The sequence below is a fragment of the Aeromonas sp. QDB39 genome (genome assembly GCF_027707585.1).
Classification (GTDB): Bacteria; Pseudomonadota; Gammaproteobacteria; order Enterobacterales; family Aeromonadaceae; genus Aeromonas; species Aeromonas hydrophila.
Genome location: NZ_JAPCIV010000022.1, coordinates 74,309 through 89,990 on the forward strand (window position 1 = coordinate 74,309; position 15,682 = coordinate 89,990).

Annotated in this window: 22 protein-coding genes, 3 tRNA genes and 1 pseudogene; 7 read left to right on the forward strand and 19 right to left on the reverse strand. The window is 61.6% G+C overall.

Annotation, left to right across the window (positions count from 1 at the left end; all coding sequences use genetic code 11):
* Positions 1-38: 38 nt before the first annotated feature.
* The 5 genes from PG899_RS14320 to PG899_RS14340 all read right to left on the reverse strand — a co-directional run bounded on the left by PG899_RS14320 (position 39) and on the right by PG899_RS14340 (position 2,191).
* Positions 39-115: transfer RNA gene (locus tag PG899_RS14320), tRNA-Val, on the reverse strand.
* A gap of 17 nt (positions 116-132) precedes the next feature.
* Positions 133-209, reverse strand: a tRNA-Val gene (locus tag PG899_RS14325).
* A gap of 12 nt (positions 210-221) precedes the next feature.
* Positions 222-298, reverse strand: a tRNA-Val gene (locus PG899_RS14330).
* Positions 299-458: 160 nt separating this feature from the next.
* A complete protein-coding gene (locus PG899_RS14335; protein WP_077095507.1) occupies positions 459-1,838 on the reverse strand; it encodes an MATE family efflux transporter in 1,380 nt (459 codons plus the stop codon).
* 146 nt (positions 1,839-1,984) lie between these two features.
* Positions 1,985-2,191: a YaeP family protein gene (locus PG899_RS14340; RefSeq protein WP_005301307.1), complete on the reverse strand. Its 207-nt coding sequence runs from the start codon at positions 2,189-2,191 to the stop codon at positions 1,985-1,987.
* A 130-nt stretch (positions 2,192-2,321) separates the two neighbouring features.
* On the opposite strand from PG899_RS14340, the gene PG899_RS14345 reads away from it, so the two are divergent.
* Complete coding sequence (locus PG899_RS14345; RefSeq protein ID WP_077095506.1) at positions 2,322-2,939, forward strand: riboflavin synthase subunit alpha; 618 nt, start codon at positions 2,322-2,324, stop codon at positions 2,937-2,939.
* Between the two features lie 89 nt (positions 2,940-3,028).
* Here the strand turns inward: PG899_RS14345 and PG899_RS14350 are convergent, their stop codons facing one another.
* From PG899_RS14350 to PG899_RS14365, 4 genes are all read right to left on the reverse strand, one after another.
* Complete coding sequence (locus PG899_RS14350; RefSeq protein WP_005301298.1) at positions 3,029-3,232, reverse strand: CPXCG motif-containing cysteine-rich protein; 204 nt, start codon at positions 3,230-3,232, stop codon at positions 3,029-3,031.
* A gap of 138 nt (positions 3,233-3,370) precedes the next feature.
* Positions 3,371-4,030 (reverse strand): hexitol phosphatase HxpB, encoded by a 660-nt coding sequence (gene hxpB, locus PG899_RS14355; RefSeq protein WP_077095505.1) that lies wholly within the window; start codon positions 4,028-4,030, stop codon positions 3,371-3,373.
* A 128-nt stretch (positions 4,031-4,158) separates the two neighbouring features.
* Positions 4,159-5,337: a formate-dependent phosphoribosylglycinamide formyltransferase gene (purT, locus tag PG899_RS14360; protein WP_077095504.1), complete on the reverse strand. Its 1,179-nt coding sequence runs from the start codon at positions 5,335-5,337 to the stop codon at positions 4,159-4,161.
* Positions 5,338-5,422: 85 nt separating this feature from the next.
* Positions 5,423-6,313 carry a DMT family transporter gene (locus tag PG899_RS14365; RefSeq protein ID WP_179101325.1) on the reverse strand — a complete coding sequence of 297 codons (891 nt, stop codon included), beginning with the start codon at positions 6,311-6,313 and terminating at the stop codon, positions 5,423-5,425.
* Between the two features lie 225 nt (positions 6,314-6,538).
* Between PG899_RS14365 and PG899_RS14370 the strand changes: the two genes are divergently transcribed.
* Complete coding sequence (locus PG899_RS14370; protein ID WP_179101324.1) at positions 6,539-7,126, forward strand: FMN-dependent NADH-azoreductase; 588 nt, start codon at positions 6,539-6,541, stop codon at positions 7,124-7,126.
* A 96-nt stretch (positions 7,127-7,222) separates the two neighbouring features.
* Here PG899_RS14370 and PG899_RS14375 read toward each other — a convergent pair whose 3' ends face one another.
* From PG899_RS14375 to PG899_RS14390, 4 genes are all read right to left on the reverse strand, one after another.
* Entirely contained in the window at positions 7,223-7,402 is a 180-nt protein-coding gene (locus PG899_RS14375; protein WP_039214394.1) for a hypothetical protein, read from the reverse strand.
* A 163-nt stretch (positions 7,403-7,565) separates the two neighbouring features.
* On the reverse strand, positions 7,566-7,754 hold the full coding sequence (locus tag PG899_RS14380) for a DUF4250 domain-containing protein (RefSeq protein ID WP_042065161.1): 189 nt from the start codon (positions 7,752-7,754) through the stop codon (positions 7,566-7,568).
* Positions 7,751-8,221, reverse strand: coding sequence for a MarR family winged helix-turn-helix transcriptional regulator (locus tag PG899_RS14385; protein ID WP_016350842.1), 471 nt, complete (start codon positions 8,219-8,221; stop codon positions 7,751-7,753). Before PG899_RS14385 ends, PG899_RS14380 begins: the two co-directional genes overlap by 4 nt.
* A gap of 168 nt (positions 8,222-8,389) precedes the next feature.
* Complete coding sequence (locus PG899_RS14390) at positions 8,390-9,604, reverse strand: UPF0149 family protein (protein ID WP_077095501.1); 1,215 nt, start codon at positions 9,602-9,604, stop codon at positions 8,390-8,392.
* 212 nt (positions 9,605-9,816) lie between these two features.
* Here PG899_RS14390 and PG899_RS14395 point away from each other — a divergent pair, with 212 nt between their 5' ends.
* Entirely contained in the window at positions 9,817-10,689 is an 873-nt protein-coding gene (locus tag PG899_RS14395; RefSeq protein WP_039214397.1) for a CvfB family protein, read from the forward strand.
* Positions 10,690-11,001 carry a DUF1289 domain-containing protein gene (locus tag PG899_RS14400; protein ID WP_077095499.1) on the forward strand — a complete coding sequence of 104 codons (312 nt, stop codon included), beginning with the start codon at positions 10,690-10,692 and terminating at the stop codon, positions 10,999-11,001.
* 41 nt (positions 11,002-11,042) lie between these two features.
* On the opposite strand, the gene PG899_RS14405 is transcribed toward PG899_RS14400, so the two are convergent.
* Complete coding sequence (locus PG899_RS14405; RefSeq protein ID WP_016350838.1) at positions 11,043-11,366, reverse strand: HI1450 family dsDNA-mimic protein; 324 nt, start codon at positions 11,364-11,366, stop codon at positions 11,043-11,045.
* A 145-nt stretch (positions 11,367-11,511) separates the two neighbouring features.
* On the opposite strand from PG899_RS14405, the gene PG899_RS14410 reads away from it, so the two are divergent.
* Positions 11,512-11,646 carry a hypothetical protein gene (locus PG899_RS14410; protein WP_256821928.1) on the forward strand — a complete coding sequence of 45 codons (135 nt, stop codon included), beginning with the start codon at positions 11,512-11,514 and terminating at the stop codon, positions 11,644-11,646.
* Positions 11,647-11,664: 18 nt separating this feature from the next.
* On the opposite strand, the gene mtgA is transcribed toward PG899_RS14410, so the two are convergent.
* The 5 genes from mtgA to minC all read right to left on the reverse strand — a co-directional run bounded on the left by mtgA (position 11,665) and on the right by minC (position 14,751).
* Positions 11,665-12,372: a monofunctional biosynthetic peptidoglycan transglycosylase gene (mtgA, locus tag PG899_RS14415; protein WP_029300775.1), complete on the reverse strand. Its 708-nt coding sequence runs from the start codon at positions 12,370-12,372 to the stop codon at positions 11,665-11,667.
* A gap of 47 nt (positions 12,373-12,419) precedes the next feature.
* Positions 12,420-12,746 carry an HI1450 family dsDNA-mimic protein gene (locus PG899_RS14420; protein ID WP_043162467.1) on the reverse strand — a complete coding sequence of 109 codons (327 nt, stop codon included), beginning with the start codon at positions 12,744-12,746 and terminating at the stop codon, positions 12,420-12,422.
* Positions 12,747-12,934: 188 nt separating this feature from the next.
* On the reverse strand, positions 12,935-13,201 hold the full coding sequence (gene minE, locus PG899_RS14425; RefSeq protein ID WP_011705991.1) for a cell division topological specificity factor MinE: 267 nt from the start codon (positions 13,199-13,201) through the stop codon (positions 12,935-12,937).
* A 2-nt stretch (positions 13,202-13,203) separates the two neighbouring features.
* Positions 13,204-14,016: a septum site-determining protein MinD gene (gene minD, locus PG899_RS14430; protein WP_011705992.1), complete on the reverse strand. Its 813-nt coding sequence runs from the start codon at positions 14,014-14,016 to the stop codon at positions 13,204-13,206.
* Between the two features lie 18 nt (positions 14,017-14,034).
* Entirely contained in the window at positions 14,035-14,751 is a 717-nt protein-coding gene (minC, locus tag PG899_RS14435) for a septum site-determining protein MinC (protein WP_041216358.1), read from the reverse strand.
* Between the two features lie 107 nt (positions 14,752-14,858).
* Between minC and PG899_RS14440 the strand changes: the two genes are divergently transcribed.
* The gene (locus tag PG899_RS14440) at positions 14,859-15,140 is read left to right on the forward strand and encodes a YcgL domain-containing protein (RefSeq protein ID WP_077095497.1); all 282 of its coding nucleotides are present in this window, start codon (positions 14,859-14,861) and stop codon (positions 15,138-15,140) included.
* A pseudogene (locus PG899_RS14445) lies at positions 15,137-15,613 on the forward strand (lytic murein transglycosylase); the annotation flags it as partial. The gene PG899_RS14440 and the pseudogene PG899_RS14445, both read left to right, overlap by 4 nt.
* Positions 15,614-15,682 lie beyond the last annotated feature (69 nt).

Sequence of the window (15,682 nt, forward strand, 5' to 3'; positions counted from 1 at the left end):
AGCTATAAATCCACATCTGCAATATATTCAAGCTGTTATGGTGCGTCCTAGTGGATTCGAACCACCGACCCCCACCATGTCAAGGTGATGCTCTAACCAGCTGAGCTAAGGACGCATAACAGGTTTCCATGATGGTGCGTCCTAGTGGATTCGAACCACCGACCCCCACCATGTCAAGGTGGTGCTCTAACCAGCTGAGCTAAGGACGCATTACGGAAAAGTGGTGGGTTTAATTGGATTCGAACCAACGACCCCTACCATGTCAAGGTAGTGCTCTAACCAACTGAGCTATAAACCCACTTTGCAAACCGGGTCACAAACCCGTTTCACCACACCAGCACTGCTGGCGTGGTCGGCATACTACCCATGCCCCCCAAGGCTGTCAACAGGCCGCACGCACAAAGCAGACTGTTTGCCCAGTTCTTGCGCAGCCTGTTGATTTTGCAGGCGAGTTTGCCCTATTGCGCCTTGGAGAGGGCGCTGCAGGCCTCCGGGCTGGCAAAGCGGCCATAGATATGACGCAGGCGGGCACCCAGCATCAGGGCGGCGCCGGTCAGGCCGACGATGAAACCGATCCAGAAGCCCTGCGGCCCCATGCGCGGCACCAGCCAGTCGGTCAGCCCCAGGATCATGCCGGTGGGCAGCCCCAGTCCCCAGTAGGCGACGATGGTGACGTAGAAGATCGCCTTGGTGTCCTTGTAACCACGCAGGGCGGCTGCGGCCACCACCTGCACCGAGTCGGAGATCTGGTAGATGGCGGCGAAGAACAGCAGTATGGCCGCGAGGGTGATCACCTGCAGGTCGTCGGTGTAGATACTGGCGATATGCTCGCGCAGCAGCACGGTGAGGGCGGCGGTACCGGCAGCCACCGCCATGCCCAGCATCAGGCCGGTGCGGGCGGCGACGCGGGCGTGCGCGGGCTGACCCTCGCCGATGCTGTGGCCGACCCGGATGGTGACACCCACCCCAATCGACAAGGGCAGCATAAACACCAGGCTGGAGAAGTTGAGGGCTATCTGGTGGCTCGCCACCGTCTCCGCACCGAAGGGGGCCAGCATCAGGGCCACCACGGTAAACAGGGTCACTTCGCAGAAGATGGCCATGGCGATGGGAAAGCCTAACCGGAACAGGCGCCAGATCCGGCTGCCGTTGGGGCGGGCGAGCCGGGAGAAGAGGTTGATCTCCTTGAAATGAGAGGAGAGCTTCACATAGACGATCATCGCCAGCAGCATGGCCCACAGCACGATGGCGGTGGCCACGCCGCAGCCCACGCCACCGAGCTTGGGCATGCCGAAGTGACCGTGGATGAAGACATAGTTGGCGGGGATGTTGACCGCCAGCCCCACGAAGCCGATCACCATGGTCGGCATGGTGTGGGAGAGCCCCTCGCTGAAGTTGCGCAGCACCTGGAAGAGTACGAAGGCGGGCAGACCCCACATGATGGCGTGCAAAAAGCCGGTGGTCTTGGCGGCCATGACGGGATCCACCTTCATCAGGTGCAGCGCCAGCGGGCTGAAATAGAGCGCCAGCATGGCGATCGGGATCACCATCAGCGCCAGCCAGAAGCCCTGATGCACGGCGGGACGTACATCGTCCCGCTTGCGGGCCCCGTTGAGCTGGGAGACGATGGGGGTGAGCGCCATGATGATGCCCTGGGTCAGCAAGATGATCGGCAGCCAGAAACTGGATGCCACCGACACCGCAGCGAGATCCACGGCGCTGACCTGGCCCGCCATCACGGTATCGACGAAGCTCATGGCGACCTGGGCCACCTGGGCCACCAGAATGGGACTGGCTAGACGAACGAGTTGCCTCGCCTCGGACCAATAACGTTGCACTGACACCTCCGAGTGGATCAGATAAAGCGTAAAAAGAGCGGGTAGCGGGAAGAGCCTTTGCACTCCCGAAACGGGAATGCAAAGTGCGGGGGGGTCATTCTAGCCTGAAATTCATCCGGGACGAAACGTTTGGCGCAAGGGCCGGATCAGGCGTCTTCGTGATCGCTGATCAGCAGGTTGGCGGCGGCGTAGGCGGCCTGTTCGCGCAGATCCGCCGGTACCCGCTCGTCCGATGCCACGGCATTGAGCGCCCTGATGGTGGCGGCAATCGCCTGTGGCACATAGCCCTGCTCCCCGGAGCCAATCTGGTTGTAGGCGATGCGAATGGCCTCACAGCATTGATATACCTGCATTTTTATTTCCTTGTCAGCGCTGGTTTGAATGCCGTCACTATAGCGATCGGCCGCCTGCTTGTCAGCCAGCGCGCTTGTCTGGGGCCCGTGGCGAGGTTACCCTGCCTTTTTTCGTAGCAGGAGACGAGACATGTTCACCGGCATAGTACAGGGGACCGCCGAACTGGTGGCCATCGACCAGCTGCCCAACTTTCGTACCCACGTGATCCGCATGCCGAGCCCGGCCTGGGGCGAGGGGCTGGCGCTGGGCGCCTCCGTGGCCCACAACGGCTGCTGCCTGACCGTCACCCGGGTCGAGGGGGAGCTGGTCAGCTTCGATCTGATGCAGGAGACACTGCGCCTCACCAACCTCGGCCAGCTGCAGCCCGGGGACAAGGTCAACGTGGAGCGGGCTGCCCGCTTTGGCGACGAGATTGGCGGCCACGCCATGTCCGGCCACATCATGGGCACCGCGCAGGTGGTGTCGGTCATCGACACCCCCAACAACCGGCAGGTATGGTATCGCCTCGCCCCCACGCTGATGAAATACGTGCTGACCAAGGGTTACATCGGCATCGACGGCATCAGCCTCACCGTGGGAGAAGTGCGCGGCTGCGAGTTCTGCGTCAATCTCATTCCCGAGACGCTGGCTCGCACCAACCTGGGTTGGGTCAAAGCCGGTTGGCACACCAACATCGAGATCGACCCCCAGACTCAGGCCATCGTCGACACGGTGGAGCGGGTACTGGCGGCCCGTCAGCCGGGGTAAGCTGACCAACGCGCCCTCAGGGATTTGCCATAGAAAAGGGCCTGCATCATGCAAGCCCTTGGCGATCTGGTGGGTGGGTTCACTGGCAGTCAGAACATCTGTTCGTCGTCTGCGTCCACAAACAGTTGCAGGCAGTCGCGCGCCTCATCCCGATGCAGTCGCAGATGGATGGGGTTGCAGCAGGCCATGCAATCCTCGTAGAACTCCTGATCCCCCTGGCTGGCATCCAGCTCGACCCGGGTATGATGGCCACAGTGGGGGCAGACGATGCGCTTGCTGGTGTACTCGATCATGATGACCTCCTCGGGCCCGTGGGCCGCCTATCTCCCCTGATTCTAGTTGGTTCGCTCTGTCCTGACCGCGAGCAAGCGCACGTTTATGACCGGGATCAAGGGAGGCAGGAGGTCAGTCCGGCAGCGCCTGCGTGCTGTTTACTTGACCCAGTTGGCCAGCATCTCGGCATCCAGCTCGGTGAGCGAGCGCAGCTGATGATCGGCAATGGCCAGACGAGGATCGCCCACCAGCGCGGGGTCGGGTACGATCAAGGCCTTCATGGAGGCCGCCTTGGCCGCCAGCAGGCCGGTGAAGCTGTCTTCGATGGCCAGGCAATGCACCGGCTCCACCCCCAGCTTCTCGGCGGCGTGGATATAGACATCCGGGTGCGGTTTGCCGAAGCGCTCCACCTCGGCGGAGTGAACCGCCAGGAAGCGATCGCGAATGCCGAGCTTGCCGAGCACCGCTTCTACCATGGCAAAGGGGGAGGAGGTCGCCAGACCAATTTTAAGGCCTTGCGCCTCAATGAGATCGAGTGCCTCCAGCACGCCGGCCTTGGCCTGACCTTCGGAGAGGATCAGCGCGTTGACCCGATCCAGAATGCGCTGCACCACCTCTTCCTGGCTGGGGCCGCTCCAGGGGCGCAGGCGATACCAGTGGGCCACCAGCTGATCGATGCGCACGCCGATGGTCGATTCGCAATCTTCCACCGTGTGGGGATGCCCCAGCTCGGAGAATACGGCCATCTGGGCCCGTTGCCAAAAGGGTTCCGAGTCGATCAGAACACCATCCATATCGAAGATCACGGCAGTTAACATCTTGTACTCCTGACATAGGTGAAGGGGGGATTATAAGCGAGGTGCCTCAATGCAAAAGGGGCATTGCCATGCCCCTTGCGCCGGATCACGCAGGTAAACGTTTGTTTGCGCGAGACAAAAAACAGCGGTCAGAAAATCACGTCCACCCTGGCGGCCACGGCTTTGGCCTGCTCGACCGCCTCGCGGCAATCTTCAGCCCGGGCCAGCGCCACGCCGAGCCGGCGGCGACCGGCGATCTCCGGCTTGCCAAACAGCCGCAACTGGGCACCCGGCACCAGCGCCAATGCCTCGCCAATCCCCTGATAACGGATGTCCTGGCTGTGACCCTCGCGCAGCACCACGGCGGAGGCGCTCGGCCCGTACTGGGTGATGGTGCCGACCGGCAGCCCCAGAATGGCGCGCACGTGCAGGGCGAACTCGGAGAGATCCTGGGAAATCAGGGTCACCATGCCGGTATCGTGGGGGCGCGGCGAGACCTCGCTGAACCAGACCTCATCACCCTTGATGAAGAGCTCGACCCCGAACAGGCCGTAACCACCGAGGGCCTCGACCACCTTGGCGGCGACTTCTTTGGAGCGGGCCAGCGCCAGTTCACTCATCGCTTGTGGCTGCCAGGATTCGCGGTAGTCGCCATCTTCCTGCCGATGGCCGATGGGCTGGCAGAAGTGGATGCCGTCGACGGCGCGTACCGTGAGCAGGGTGATCTCGTACTCGAAGGGGACGAAGCCCTCGACGATCACCTTGCCGCGGCCGGCGCGACCGCCCTCCTGGGCATAGGTCCAGCTCTCGTCGAGCTTGGCGAGATCGCGCAGCACGCTCTGGCCCTTGCCGGACGAGCTCATCACCGGCTTCACCACGCAGGGCAGGCCGATGGTGTCAACGGCGGCGACAAACTCCTCCTTGCTCTGGGCAAAGCGGTAGGGGGAGGTGGGCAAGCCCAGCGTCTCGGCAGCGAGGCGGCGGATCCCCTCCCGATTCATGGTGAGCTGGGTGGCGCGGGCGTTCGGCACCACCTTGACGCCCTCCTGCTCCAGGGCGGCCAGGGTATCGGTGGCGATGGCTTCAATCTCGGGAATGATGAGGTCGGGTTTGACCTCGGCGACCAGGGCGCGCAGGGCGGCGCTGTCCAGCATGTCCAGCACATGGGCTCTGTGCGCCACCTGCATGGCGGGGGCATCGGCATAGCGGTCGGCGGAGATCACCTCGATGCCGAAGCGTTGCAGCTCGATGGCGACCTCCTTGCCAAGTTCGCCGGAGCCCAGCAGCAGGGCGCGGGTGGCGCCGGGGCGGGTAGCGGTTCCAAACATGTGATCTCTCCTGATGTCGTGAGTGATGGTTGATGGCCGCTATTGCGCGAATAGCGGGCAAAAAAAGAGGCACGCATGGCGTACCTCAGGAAACGGATTTGTGGGCGCGCTGCTCCAGATGGGTGAGCAGGGTGATGGCGCCGATGATGATGGCGGCCCCGAGCCACAATCGGCCGGGTGGCGCCCAGCCAAACACCAGCCAGCCGGCCAGCACGTTCATCGGCAGCTTGGCAAAATCAAAGGGTTGTACGAACGAAGCCTCGGCCACGCTGTAGGCGCGGGCGATGGACATCTGGGCCAGTGCCGACAGCACGCCGGAGGCGGCCACCAGCAGCCACTGGGTTTCGCTCGGCCACTGCCACTCCGGCAGCGCCAGCATGGCGTTGAACGGGGTACTGAAGATGAGCAGGTAGACGACGATGGTGTGGGACGACTCGCTCGCCGCCTGATAGCGCACCAGCAAGGAGTAGCCGGCCCAGAACAGGGCCGCCGCCACCGGCAGCAGCGAGGCCCAGCTGAAATCGTCGGTCCAGGGGGCCAGGATCAGCATGGCGCCGACAAAACCGGCCAGGGTCGCCATAATGCGGGCCCGGCTCACCTGCTCTTTGAGAAAGAGCGCCGACCCCAGGGTGGCAAACAGCGGCGATGTCATCAGCAGCGCAATGCCCTGCCAGATGGGCACGGGCACCGCCAGCGCCCACAGCCAGAACTGGATGCCGACCACCGCCAGGGCGACCCGCAGCAGGTGCAGCCGCAGCTGGTTGGTCATCAGCGACTGGCGCAGACCGTGACGAATGAGCCAGGGCAGCAGGCAGATCAGGGCAATCAGATATTGATGGAAGGCGACCTGGGTCGAAGGAAGGCCGAGCTTGAAGCTGACATACTGGCTCAGGCTGTTGACGGCGGCGAAGCAGAGGCCCGCTACCATCATCCAGACTGCACCGGCAAAGGGAGAGTGCCTGCGCGAGGGTGTCATGGGATCCGGAACGCTGAAAAAAGTGCGGCGGATCATAACGGCAATCGTTTGTTCTGCCAAGCCTTGGCGGGGCGGGGGAGCGGTGGCTGGCGAGAGAGTGAGCAAACATCAAATATTTTGAATAAGTTGAGCATCTATTTTCGCTATCTGTATAGAAGCCCAATGTTTAGAGTGACCTCCATCGACAGCACCGCTGTTCAACCGACAACCAAATGGAGTTTCACCATGGCCAATATCCTCGTACTCAAGTCCAGCATCCTGGGCCAATATTCCCAATCCAACGCCCTGATCGACGGTTTTCTGGCCGACCATCAGTCCGACACCGTCACCGTGCGTGATCTGGCGGCCCTGAACCTGCCGGTACTGGATGGCGAGCTGGCTTCTGGCCTGCGCGGTGGTGAGAACCTCAATGAGCGTCAACTGGCCGTGCTGGCCCAATCCGACGAGCTGGTTGCCGAGTTGAAGGCAAGCGATCTGGTGGTGATTGCCGCCCCCATGTACAACTTCAACATCCCGACCCAGCTGAAGAACTGGATCGATCTGGTGGCCCGCGCCGGCGTCACCTTCCGTTACACCGAAACCGGTCCGGTCGGCCTGGTGGAAAACACCCGCGCCCTGGTGATCAGCCCCCGCGGCGGCATGCACGTCGGCAGCGCCACCGATCTGGTGACCCCCTACATGCGTACCGTGCTGGGCTTCATCGGCATCAAGGACGTGGACTTCATCTACGCCGAAGGCATGGGCATGGGCCCGGATGCCCAGGCCAAGGGCATCGAGCAGGCCAAAGGCCAGCTGGAGACCCTGGCACTCTGATCAAGACGGCACTTTGCCAGACGTCAGAAAGCGACAACGCAGCCCTCGGGCTGCGTTGTCTGTTTTGGGGCCTTGCGGCGAATGGGGCCGGGTAGGTCAATCCCGCAGAAAACGGCGACAGCCGCTGCCGACCATCAGGCAGACCGCCACCAGAGAGCCCAGCAGCAAGGTGGTAAGCCACTGCTCGGCGCTGTCGGGCAGGCGCGGTGACAAGAGGCTGATCATCAGCAGGGCACAGAGGGTGATCAGGCTGGTTGGGCGGGTCAGGAACATCATGGGTCATCCTTGGCTGCGGCTGGTGAGTAGAAGGCTAACCGCGGTCTGTGACAGCAAGATGTATCCATACCTCTTGCCGCAGGTCAGTTGACCGGGGTAGCCATCACCATAGCAGCTTTTGCCGCCGGAGCCAGCGGTATGGGCCGGGTTGTGATCCGGATCCCTATCTGAACTGCTTCTGATCTTCCTGATAATGGAAATCACCGCTGGCCAGCCTGGCGACCAGCGCCGCCTTGTCGAGATCCTGCGACTTGCAGAGATCATCGAGATCATCGAAGCGATCACGCAGTTGCATGTTGACCAGGCTCAGCAGCATGTTGACGTCCATGGTGGCAAAGTTGTTCAGGTTCATGAGGGTCGCTCGCTATCTAGCAGGTGAAGTTGTTCGATGGCGTCGCTGACGCTTTGCAGGTGCAGACGAATGGATTGACGCGCCTCGGCCGGCAGGTAGTCGGTGAGGGTGTGCTGCCAGCTGCCCGCTTCGGTCTTGAGCTGCTGGAACAGGGTGAGCCCCGCCTGGGTGAAGGAGACCAGACTGACCCGCTTGTCGTGCTCGCTGCTCTCGGTGAACAGGATCCCTTTCTCCACCAGCCGGTGAATTTCGCGGGAGATCCGCACCTTGTCCATTCCGCTCGCCTCGACCAGCTCTTTCTGGCTGATGGGGTAGTTGGGGCCGAGCACCATCATCAGGCGCCATTGGGGCACCGTCAGCTGATAGCGCTGCTGGTAAAACTGCTCAAAGGTGTCGCGCACCATCTCGGCGGCGTGAACCAGCTGATAGGGGGGATAGTGGGCAAGCAGCTCTATGATCTTTGACATATGACATCCTGCTGTGACGGCTGCATCGGGTGCAGTTTCTCTTGATACTTTGGCCTTGATGATACGTAACACAAGGCCGTTTGTCTGAACATGCACCAGAGAAATGTGCGGTTGCGCACGTCATCCGCCGCAACCGGGTCTGTTCGAGGCTGGTTTTGTGGCTGCGGCTCAGCCTTTGCGCAGCCAGATCAAAGCGTTGTGCTTGAGCCAGGCCTCGCGGCTTTGCAGGGTGTAGAGCGCCGCTTCGTCGCGACTGCCCGCCTGCCAGCTGTGGGGCTCCTGTTTGGGCAGCTTGCGCTGGCCCAGCAGGCAGGCCGGCACATGGGCGTTGGCCTTGATGGCGGCGCTCAGCAGCGGCTGCGCGGCCTCGGTGCCCGCGCAGACGAACGTCATCAGCGCCTTGTTATAGAGCAGCCAGCTGGAGGCTTCATCAAAGCGCACCAGCAGGGCCTGCAGCGCCTGCCACTCCCCTTGCAGGGCATAGAGGCTGGAGAGGGGATAGCGGCAACCCAGCTCGTCGGCCACGCACAGCTCGAGCAGCGCCAGATATTCGCTGCGCGCCTGTTCCAGCTGGCCGAGGCGCAGCAGGCAGTCGGCCCGTCCGGCCCGGGCGGCCAGCAGCGGACGCGCTTCGTGGGCACTCCAGCCATGGCCGGCAATCTGCTGCCAGAAGGCGGCGTCGAACAGCGGCTCGGCGTCGGCGATCACCTTGTCGAACCAGCCGAGGCGACTGTGCGGATCGCGACTGGCATCGGCCAGTTCGAACCACTGCTGCCACTGCTCGGCCTGCTCGCTGTCCAGCGCCAGCTCCGTGCTTGGCACGGCCTGATACTCGTCCAGTTGCAGCAGCTGGTTGAGGGCGGTCTTCATGTTCTGGCGCTGACGCTTGCAAAACTCCATGAAGGGGAGGTCGCTGCCGGCGGCCGAGTGGAGCATCTGCGCCATGGGTTTGTCGCGAAACAGGCTCAGCTCGGCGGCCAGGCTGAAACGGTACTGGGTGGTCGGGTCGTTCAGATCCTTGGGCTTGGGCCAGGTGGCAAAGCCCTGGCTGAAGCCGTAGCACCACTGACCGAGCGGGTGACTCTGCTCGAAGACCTGTTCCGGGCTCTCGGTGGAGAGGCGGCACTGGCTCGGCAGGGCGAGCTGGGCCTCATCGGCCTGGGCTTCCAGCTCGGCGATCAGATGGTGCAGCGCGTCGCTGCTCTTCTCATCCAGTTCGGCGTCATGGGGCAACAGACCGGCCAGCGGGGCCTGCCAGTCAGGGGCATCCGGCCCGACCAGGCGGGCGCACAAAAAGCCGTGCAGCGCCGGGTAGGTCATGTCCTGCCCACTGTGGGTCTGGATCCATTGATTGAGATGACGGGTACGAGTGGATGAATTCATCGACAGTTCCTCTGGATTTTGACAGCGGCGAAGTCTACCCAAAAGTGGGGTTATTTGCAGCTAAAGGGCGGCTGACTGGCGATTATATCGCCGTAAAGCGGCCAAAAGGCCCTGAAAATCACCCGCGAACCGGGCAAGGGACTAGGCCCTGTTACCGCTCTTGGGGTAACATGCGCGCCCATACGGACAATGAAAAATTGGCCATCCGGACAATGAAAGAAGAGAACACCATGCTACAGATTGGCAAGATGAACACCCTTACCGTAGTCGAGCTCGAAGAGCGCGGCGCCTGGCTTGCGGCCGACGAATATGGCGAGCTGCTGCTGCCCAAACGCCAACTGCCGGAAGGGGTGGCCGAAGGCAGTGAGGTCAAGGTCTTCCTCTATCTGGATGCCGACTGCGAGCCGGTGATCACCACCGACAAGCCGTTTGCCATGGTGGACGACATCGTCGGCCTCAAGGTGGTCAATGCCAACAAGATTGGCGCCTTCCTCGACTGGGGCATGAAGAAGGATCTGTTCGTGCCGACCCGTGAGCAGAACAAGCCGATGCAGGTGGGCCATGTCTATCTGGTGCGGCTGATGCTCGATCACGAGGGGCGCATGGTAGGCACCAGCCGCCTCGAGCGCTTCCTGCGCACCGACAAGCCCCCCTTCAAGGCGGGTGACGAAGTGACAGCCCTGCCCGGCGAGCGCACGCCGCTCGGCATCAAGGCGATCGTCAACGGCGAATACGCCGGCATGCTGTTCAAGAACGAGGTATTCGGCCGGGTGACCACGGGCCGGCCACTGACCGCCTGGGTCAAGCAGGTGCGTGACGACGGCAAGCTGGACCTGACCCTGCAAAAGCCGGGCATGGCGCGAATGGACGATGCCGGCGAGCTGATCCTGGCCCGTCTCAAGAAACAGGGCGGCAGCCTGGCGGTGGGTGACAAGAGCGAACCCGAGCTCATCTACAAGCTGCTCGGCATGAGCAAGGGCACCTTCAAGAAGGCCATCGGCGGCCTCTACAAGCAGGGCAAGATTGTGCTCGAGGACAACTGCATCACGCTCGTGGCTGCCGATAACGCGCCGGATGGCGAATAAGTGCCGAGCCCCTGCATTGGCCATTGCCAGGCAAAGGACGGCCTCTGCCTCGGCTGTGGCCGTACCCTGACCGAGATAGGTCGCTGGTCCGCCATGGACAGTGATGCCCAGCTGGCGGTGATGGCGCAGCTGGATGGTTCAACCAGCACCCACCGCTGCCCTGGCTGTGGTGAGCCGGCATTTTGCGCCGTGTCAGCCGGCGCGACCATCGCCGAGTGCTGGTGCAGCCAGTTGCCGGCCCTGCCCATGGGGGAGGCCAGCGCCTGCTGGTGCCGCCGTTGTCTGGTCAAGGCCATTGCGGCCTGCCCCTGAGGGGCTCAGTAGAAAAGAGAAAGGCGCCGAGGGCGCCTTTTTCATGCCTGTTGCTGGCGGTGCCAGCGTACATGGACATCGTGCTCATTGAGATGGCGGGGCAGCAGGAAGGTGGCAAAAATCACCTCAAACTCCTCCTGATGATCCAGCAAGCCGACCCACACCTCGACCCAGCGCTCCATGTCGACCGGCACACCGAGTTCGGCTGACCAGTCGGCGTTGGGCAGGGTCGCCTCGACGGCACCACGCTGTTCGAACTCCAGGGTGATGTCGACGATTTGTTCGGGGGCCAGCATGTCTGCGGCCTGCTCAAGAAACTGATCATAGGCCCATTCGACCAGTTGATCCGGGGTACGCTGTTCCATGAAATCACTCCAGATACATCGAGGTTCGCTACTGTAGCAATTATTGGCGGTGGCGGCCAGACCAGTGGCCATGGTGCACCGGGTCTGGGCAAGGGCGCCGGCAAAGGGGTATGGTTGAAGGGGGCGAGGGCAAGGGAGAGGTGCCATGAAACGACGGACAAGGCGACAGCAGATCAAACGGCGGCGAGAGGCCTGGTGGTGGCACTATCTGCCGCTGCATCGGGGCACCATCGGCGGCCATCTGGGCCCGCCGGCAGACGATCCGACCGCCAGCAGTTGAGCCTTGGCAGCCGGCTCGTCAATCGGCCTGATGCACCTTGTTGAGGGTTACCTGCCCCAGCTGGCCCATCTGACGGCGGATCCAGGCCGAGCGCTGCTGGACGTAGGGTGAAGGAGGCTTGACCCGGTAGCGCCAGGGATTGGGCAGGGCGGCGGCCAGCAGGGAGGCCTCGTAGCGGGTCAGGCGGGCGGCCGGTTTGCCGAAGTAGTGTCTGGCCGCGGCCTCGGCGCCGTAGATGCCGGGCCCGAACTCCACGATATTCAGGTACATCTCGAGAATGCGGGACTTGTCCCAGCCCAGCTCCATCAGCAGGGTGAACCAGGCCTCGATCCCCTTGCGCAGGAAGCTGCGATCGCTCCACATGAAGAGATTCTTGGCTGTCTGCTGGCTGAGGGTGCTGGCGCCGCGTACCCGCTCGCTGTGCTGATTGTGCTTGAGGGCCGAACTGATGGCATCCATGTCGAAGCCGTTGTGCTCGGCAAAGCGTTGATCTTCGGCGGCGATCACCGCCAGTTGCAGCTCGCGGGAGATCTGCTCGAGCGGCACCCAGTCGTGCTTCACCTCGGCTACCTTGGCCGGTGGAAACAGCGCCCGCTCGAGGCGCCAGGTCCACATGGGCGGATCGATGAAGCGCAGCAAGGCCACCGAGACGATGGTGCTGAGCAGCGCCGCCAGCAGCAGTTTGCCGAGCCCGCTCAGCAGGCGTCTGGCGAGGGCGGGACGCACGGGGTCGGGCTCCCAGACGTAGTGGCTGGGATCATCGGGATCCGGAATTATTGGGGCAGCCATTCGATGTGGCAGAACTTCTCGTCAACACGGCGGGAGAGCAGCATGCGGGCGAACAGGTGCTCGTACTCTTCCTGTTCGTTGCCAAGCCCGATCCAGACTTCGGCATACTCGGCGTCGCTGACTTCGAACCCTACATCCGCTTCCCAGTCATCGGCCGGATCGGTTTCCGCCAGCAGGCCGCGATCATTGAACTCCTGATTGAAGCGGGCAATCTCCTGCTCCGGCAGGTTGTCGGAGGCCAGCTCCATGAAGAGTTCCAGAGCGGTGTCGAGCAGTTCCTCGACGCTGTGCATTTCGTCGTTCAAAGACATAAGCGGTCTGTTCCAGCTGAAAATAAAAGAAAAACCCCGTCGGCAAGGCCGGGCGGTGGCGCGCGGTATTCTAGCTGGCCCCTGCTTGCTTGGCGAGTACGGCTGGCGGCGCCGTGGCAATAAAAAACCGGATCCTGGCACAGGATCCGGTCTTCATTGGGGGAAGGGGTCACGCATAGGGCGTCAGCTCATCCCTTCTTGTCATCGGCGAAAGTGATGTTGAGCTCCAACACGGACAACTCATCACTCTTCTTGTCCAGCTGGACCGTGATCTTGTCAGGGTCGATCTGCACATATTTACGGATCACGTCGAGAATATCCTGCTTGAGCTGGGGCAGGTAATCCGGCCCCCCTCTGGATGAACGCTCGTGAGCCACGATGATCTGCAACCGCTCTTTGGCCAGTTGTGCGGTGCTCTGTTTCTTGTTGGAACGAAAATAATCCAATAATGACATGCTTAACTCCCGAACAGTCGGCTAAAGAAGCCCTTCTTTTCTTCTTCCAGAAAACGAAAATCCTTGGTGTCGCCCAGCAGACGGGCAACGGCATCCTCATAGGCCTGACCGGCATCGGACTCCTTGTCCAGGATGACGGGTTCCCCCGAGTTGGAGGCACGCAGCACCGCCTGGGACTCCGGGATCACCCCGAGCAGTTTGATGGCCAGGATCTCCTGCACGTCCTGCACGCTCAGCATGTCGCCACGGTTGACGCGAGTCGGGCAGTAGCGGGTGAGCAGCAAGTGTTCCTTGATCGGGTCTTCGCCACGTTCGGCACGGCGGGACTTGGAGGCCAGGATGCCGAGGATTCGGTCCGAGTCGCGCACGGACGAGACTTCCGGGTTGGTGGTGACGATGGCCTCGTCGGCGAAGTAGAGCGCCATCAGGGCTCCCGCTTCGATCCCCGCCGGAGAATCGCAGACGATGTAGTCGAACTTCATCTCGGTCAGCTGATCCAGGATCTTCTCGACCCCTTCACGGGTGAGGGCGTCCTTGTCCCGGGTCTGGGAGGCGGGCAGGATGAACAGGTTTTCGCAGCGCTTGTCCTTGATGAGGGCCTGGTTGAGGTTGGCCTCGCCATTGATGACGTTGACGAAGTCATACACCACGCGCCGTTCGCAGCCCATGATGAGGTCCAGATTTCTCAGACCAATGTCAAAATCGATGACCACGGTCTTGTGGCCACGCTGAGCTAAACCGGTACTCAGGGCCGCGCTGGTTGTGGTCTTGCCAACGCCACCTTTACCCGATGTAACGACTATGATTCGCGCCATTCTCGCTTCCTTGTAACTCTATTTGATACGGTCTATACGGAGTTGTTCGTTATCCAGCCGGACATGAACCGGCTGCTGGATGAGGCCGGCCGGCAATGCATCGCTCAGCTGGAATGTGCCTGCGATGGAGAGCAGCTCGGCCTGCAATTGCTGGCAATAGATCCGTGCCTGGGGGTTGCCCTTGGCACCGGCAATGGCCCTGCCGCGCAGAGTGCCATAAATATGAATACTGTCGTCGGCGATCACTTCGGCGCCCGGACTGACCGAACCCAGCACCACCAGCGAGGTGCCGGCGGCATAGAGCTGCTGGCCGGATCGCACCGGGCCCACATGCACCTTGCTCGCGACAAGCGGAGCCGGCACGGCTTTCACCTCAACGATGGGTGCCGGGGTCGGCTCTGGCTGGGGTTGCGGCTCGGCCTTGCGGCTCTTGCCGGAGGCCATCACCGCCAGTCCGGCCGCCTTGGCGGCCGTCTTCATCGCCTCGCTCTGGGCCCCCGTGATCCCGACCAGCACGAAGTCTTCCGATTCCACCAGCTCCTTGAGCTGCTCGAAGTCGGGGATATCGGTGAGCCGTTCCACATTGATGACGAGGGGGGCACAATTAAAAAACTGGGGCGCCTGAGCCACTTTGGCCGCCAGCAACTGGCGGATCCGCTCAGGTTTGCCATCGCTGATATGCAACACAGAAATAGTGAAGGTGGTCCCTTTCAATTCGTTATCGCGCTCAACCATGAATCTTCCCCGAGACAGAGACGGTAATCCGTTATTGTTATTCAATTCCCGATGTTATAGTTTGCCATCCTCAGAGGCAATAAACCGGTTGGATTATATCAATTTCCATGTTGTGTGCAGTCTATAAAAGTCGCAAAAAAGCCGAGACCTATCTTTTTGTTGAAAGAAGAGAGGATTTTTCCCGCGTACCCGAGGTGCTGATGAGTGCATTTGGCCGTCCCGAACTGGTATTGATGACCAAACTGGACCCAGCCAAGCCCTTGGGGATCGCCTCCACCAGCCGGGTGATGGGGGCGCTGCAGAGCCAGGGCTTCTATCTACAGGTGCCACCGCCACCGGAAAACCTGCTGGAACAACACAAGGCCCAATTAAAGGCCGAACGGGAATGAAGGGTCGGCTGGCTCTGTTATTGATAAGCGGGATCGTCAGTTACCCGCTGCAGGCCAGCCCCGATTTTGAACATTATGTGACGGGCCTCAAACAAGAGGCCCTGGCCGCCGGGATCTCGCCGGCGACGGTCACTGCCGCCTTCGCCGATATTCACCTGATCGAGGTCGCCATCCGGCACGATAAAAATCAGCCGGAATTTAAACAGACCCTCGCCACTTATATTCCTCGCGCCGTGCCGCAATGGAAAGTCAATCAAGCCAAACGGCTATATCGTCAGTATTTGCCGCTGCTCACAAAAATAGGGGCGGAATATGATGTGCAACCGCGTTTTATTGTCGCCCTGTGGGGCATTGAAACCAATTTCGGCAAATTGACCGGCAAATATCCGCTGGTGTCGTCGCTGGCGACCCTGGCCTGGGAGGGGCGCCGTGAAGCCTTCTTCAAGGGGCAGTTGTTTGACGCCCCGCGAATTCAACTTCGAAGTGCAATTCCCGATTAAAAATCAGGCTGCTTTCAGAAGTTCGTCAAAAACCACCTGTGG

Bases quoted from the DNA above. Each gene is read 5' to 3' on its own strand.
- PG899_RS14340 (WP_005301307.1), bottom strand. From the start codon at position 2,191: ATGCAGGTATATCAATGCTGTGAGGCCATTCGCATCGCCTACAACCAG.
- PG899_RS14345 (WP_077095506.1), top strand. From the start codon at position 2,322: ATGTTCACCGGCATAGTACAGGGGACCGCCGAACTGGTGGCCATCGAC.
- PG899_RS14350 (WP_005301298.1), bottom strand. From the start codon at position 3,232: ATGATCGAGTACACCAGCAAGCGCATCGTCTGCCCCCACTGTGGCCAT.
- hxpB (WP_077095505.1), bottom strand. From the start codon at position 4,030: ATGTTAACTGCCGTGATCTTCGATATGGATGGTGTTCTGATCGACTCG.
- purT (WP_077095504.1), bottom strand. From the start codon at position 5,337: ATGTTTGGAACCGCTACCCGCCCCGGCGCCACCCGCGCCCTGCTGCTG.
- PG899_RS14365 (WP_179101325.1), bottom strand. From the start codon at position 6,313: ATGACACCCTCGCGCAGGCACTCTCCCTTTGCCGGTGCAGTCTGGATG.
- PG899_RS14370 (WP_179101324.1), top strand. From the start codon at position 6,539: ATGGCCAATATCCTCGTACTCAAGTCCAGCATCCTGGGCCAATATTCC.
- PG899_RS14375 (WP_039214394.1), bottom strand. From the start codon at position 7,402: ATGATGTTCCTGACCCGCCCAACCAGCCTGATCACCCTCTGTGCCCTG.
- PG899_RS14380 (WP_042065161.1), bottom strand. From the start codon at position 7,754: ATGAACCTGAACAACTTTGCCACCATGGACGTCAACATGCTGCTGAGC.
- PG899_RS14385 (WP_016350842.1), bottom strand. From the start codon at position 8,221: ATGTCAAAGATCATAGAGCTGCTTGCCCACTATCCCCCCTATCAGCTG.
- PG899_RS14390 (WP_077095501.1), bottom strand. From the start codon at position 9,604: ATGAATTCATCCACTCGTACCCGTCATCTCAATCAATGGATCCAGACC.
- PG899_RS14395 (WP_039214397.1), top strand. From the start codon at position 9,817: ATGAAAGAAGAGAACACCATGCTACAGATTGGCAAGATGAACACCCTT.
- PG899_RS14405 (WP_016350838.1), bottom strand. From the start codon at position 11,366: ATGGAACAGCGTACCCCGGATCAACTGGTCGAATGGGCCTATGATCAG.
- PG899_RS14410 (WP_256821928.1), top strand. From the start codon at position 11,512: ATGAAACGACGGACAAGGCGACAGCAGATCAAACGGCGGCGAGAGGCC.
- PG899_RS14420 (WP_043162467.1), bottom strand. From the start codon at position 12,746: ATGTCTTTGAACGACGAAATGCACAGCGTCGAGGAACTGCTCGACACC.
- minE (WP_011705991.1), bottom strand. From the start codon at position 13,201: ATGTCATTATTGGATTATTTTCGTTCCAACAAGAAACAGAGCACCGCA.
- minD (WP_011705992.1), bottom strand. From the start codon at position 14,016: ATGGCGCGAATCATAGTCGTTACATCGGGTAAAGGTGGCGTTGGCAAG.
- minC (WP_041216358.1), bottom strand. From the start codon at position 14,751: ATGGTTGAGCGCGATAACGAATTGAAAGGGACCACCTTCACTATTTCT.
- PG899_RS14440 (WP_077095497.1), top strand. From the start codon at position 14,859: ATGTTGTGTGCAGTCTATAAAAGTCGCAAAAAAGCCGAGACCTATCTT.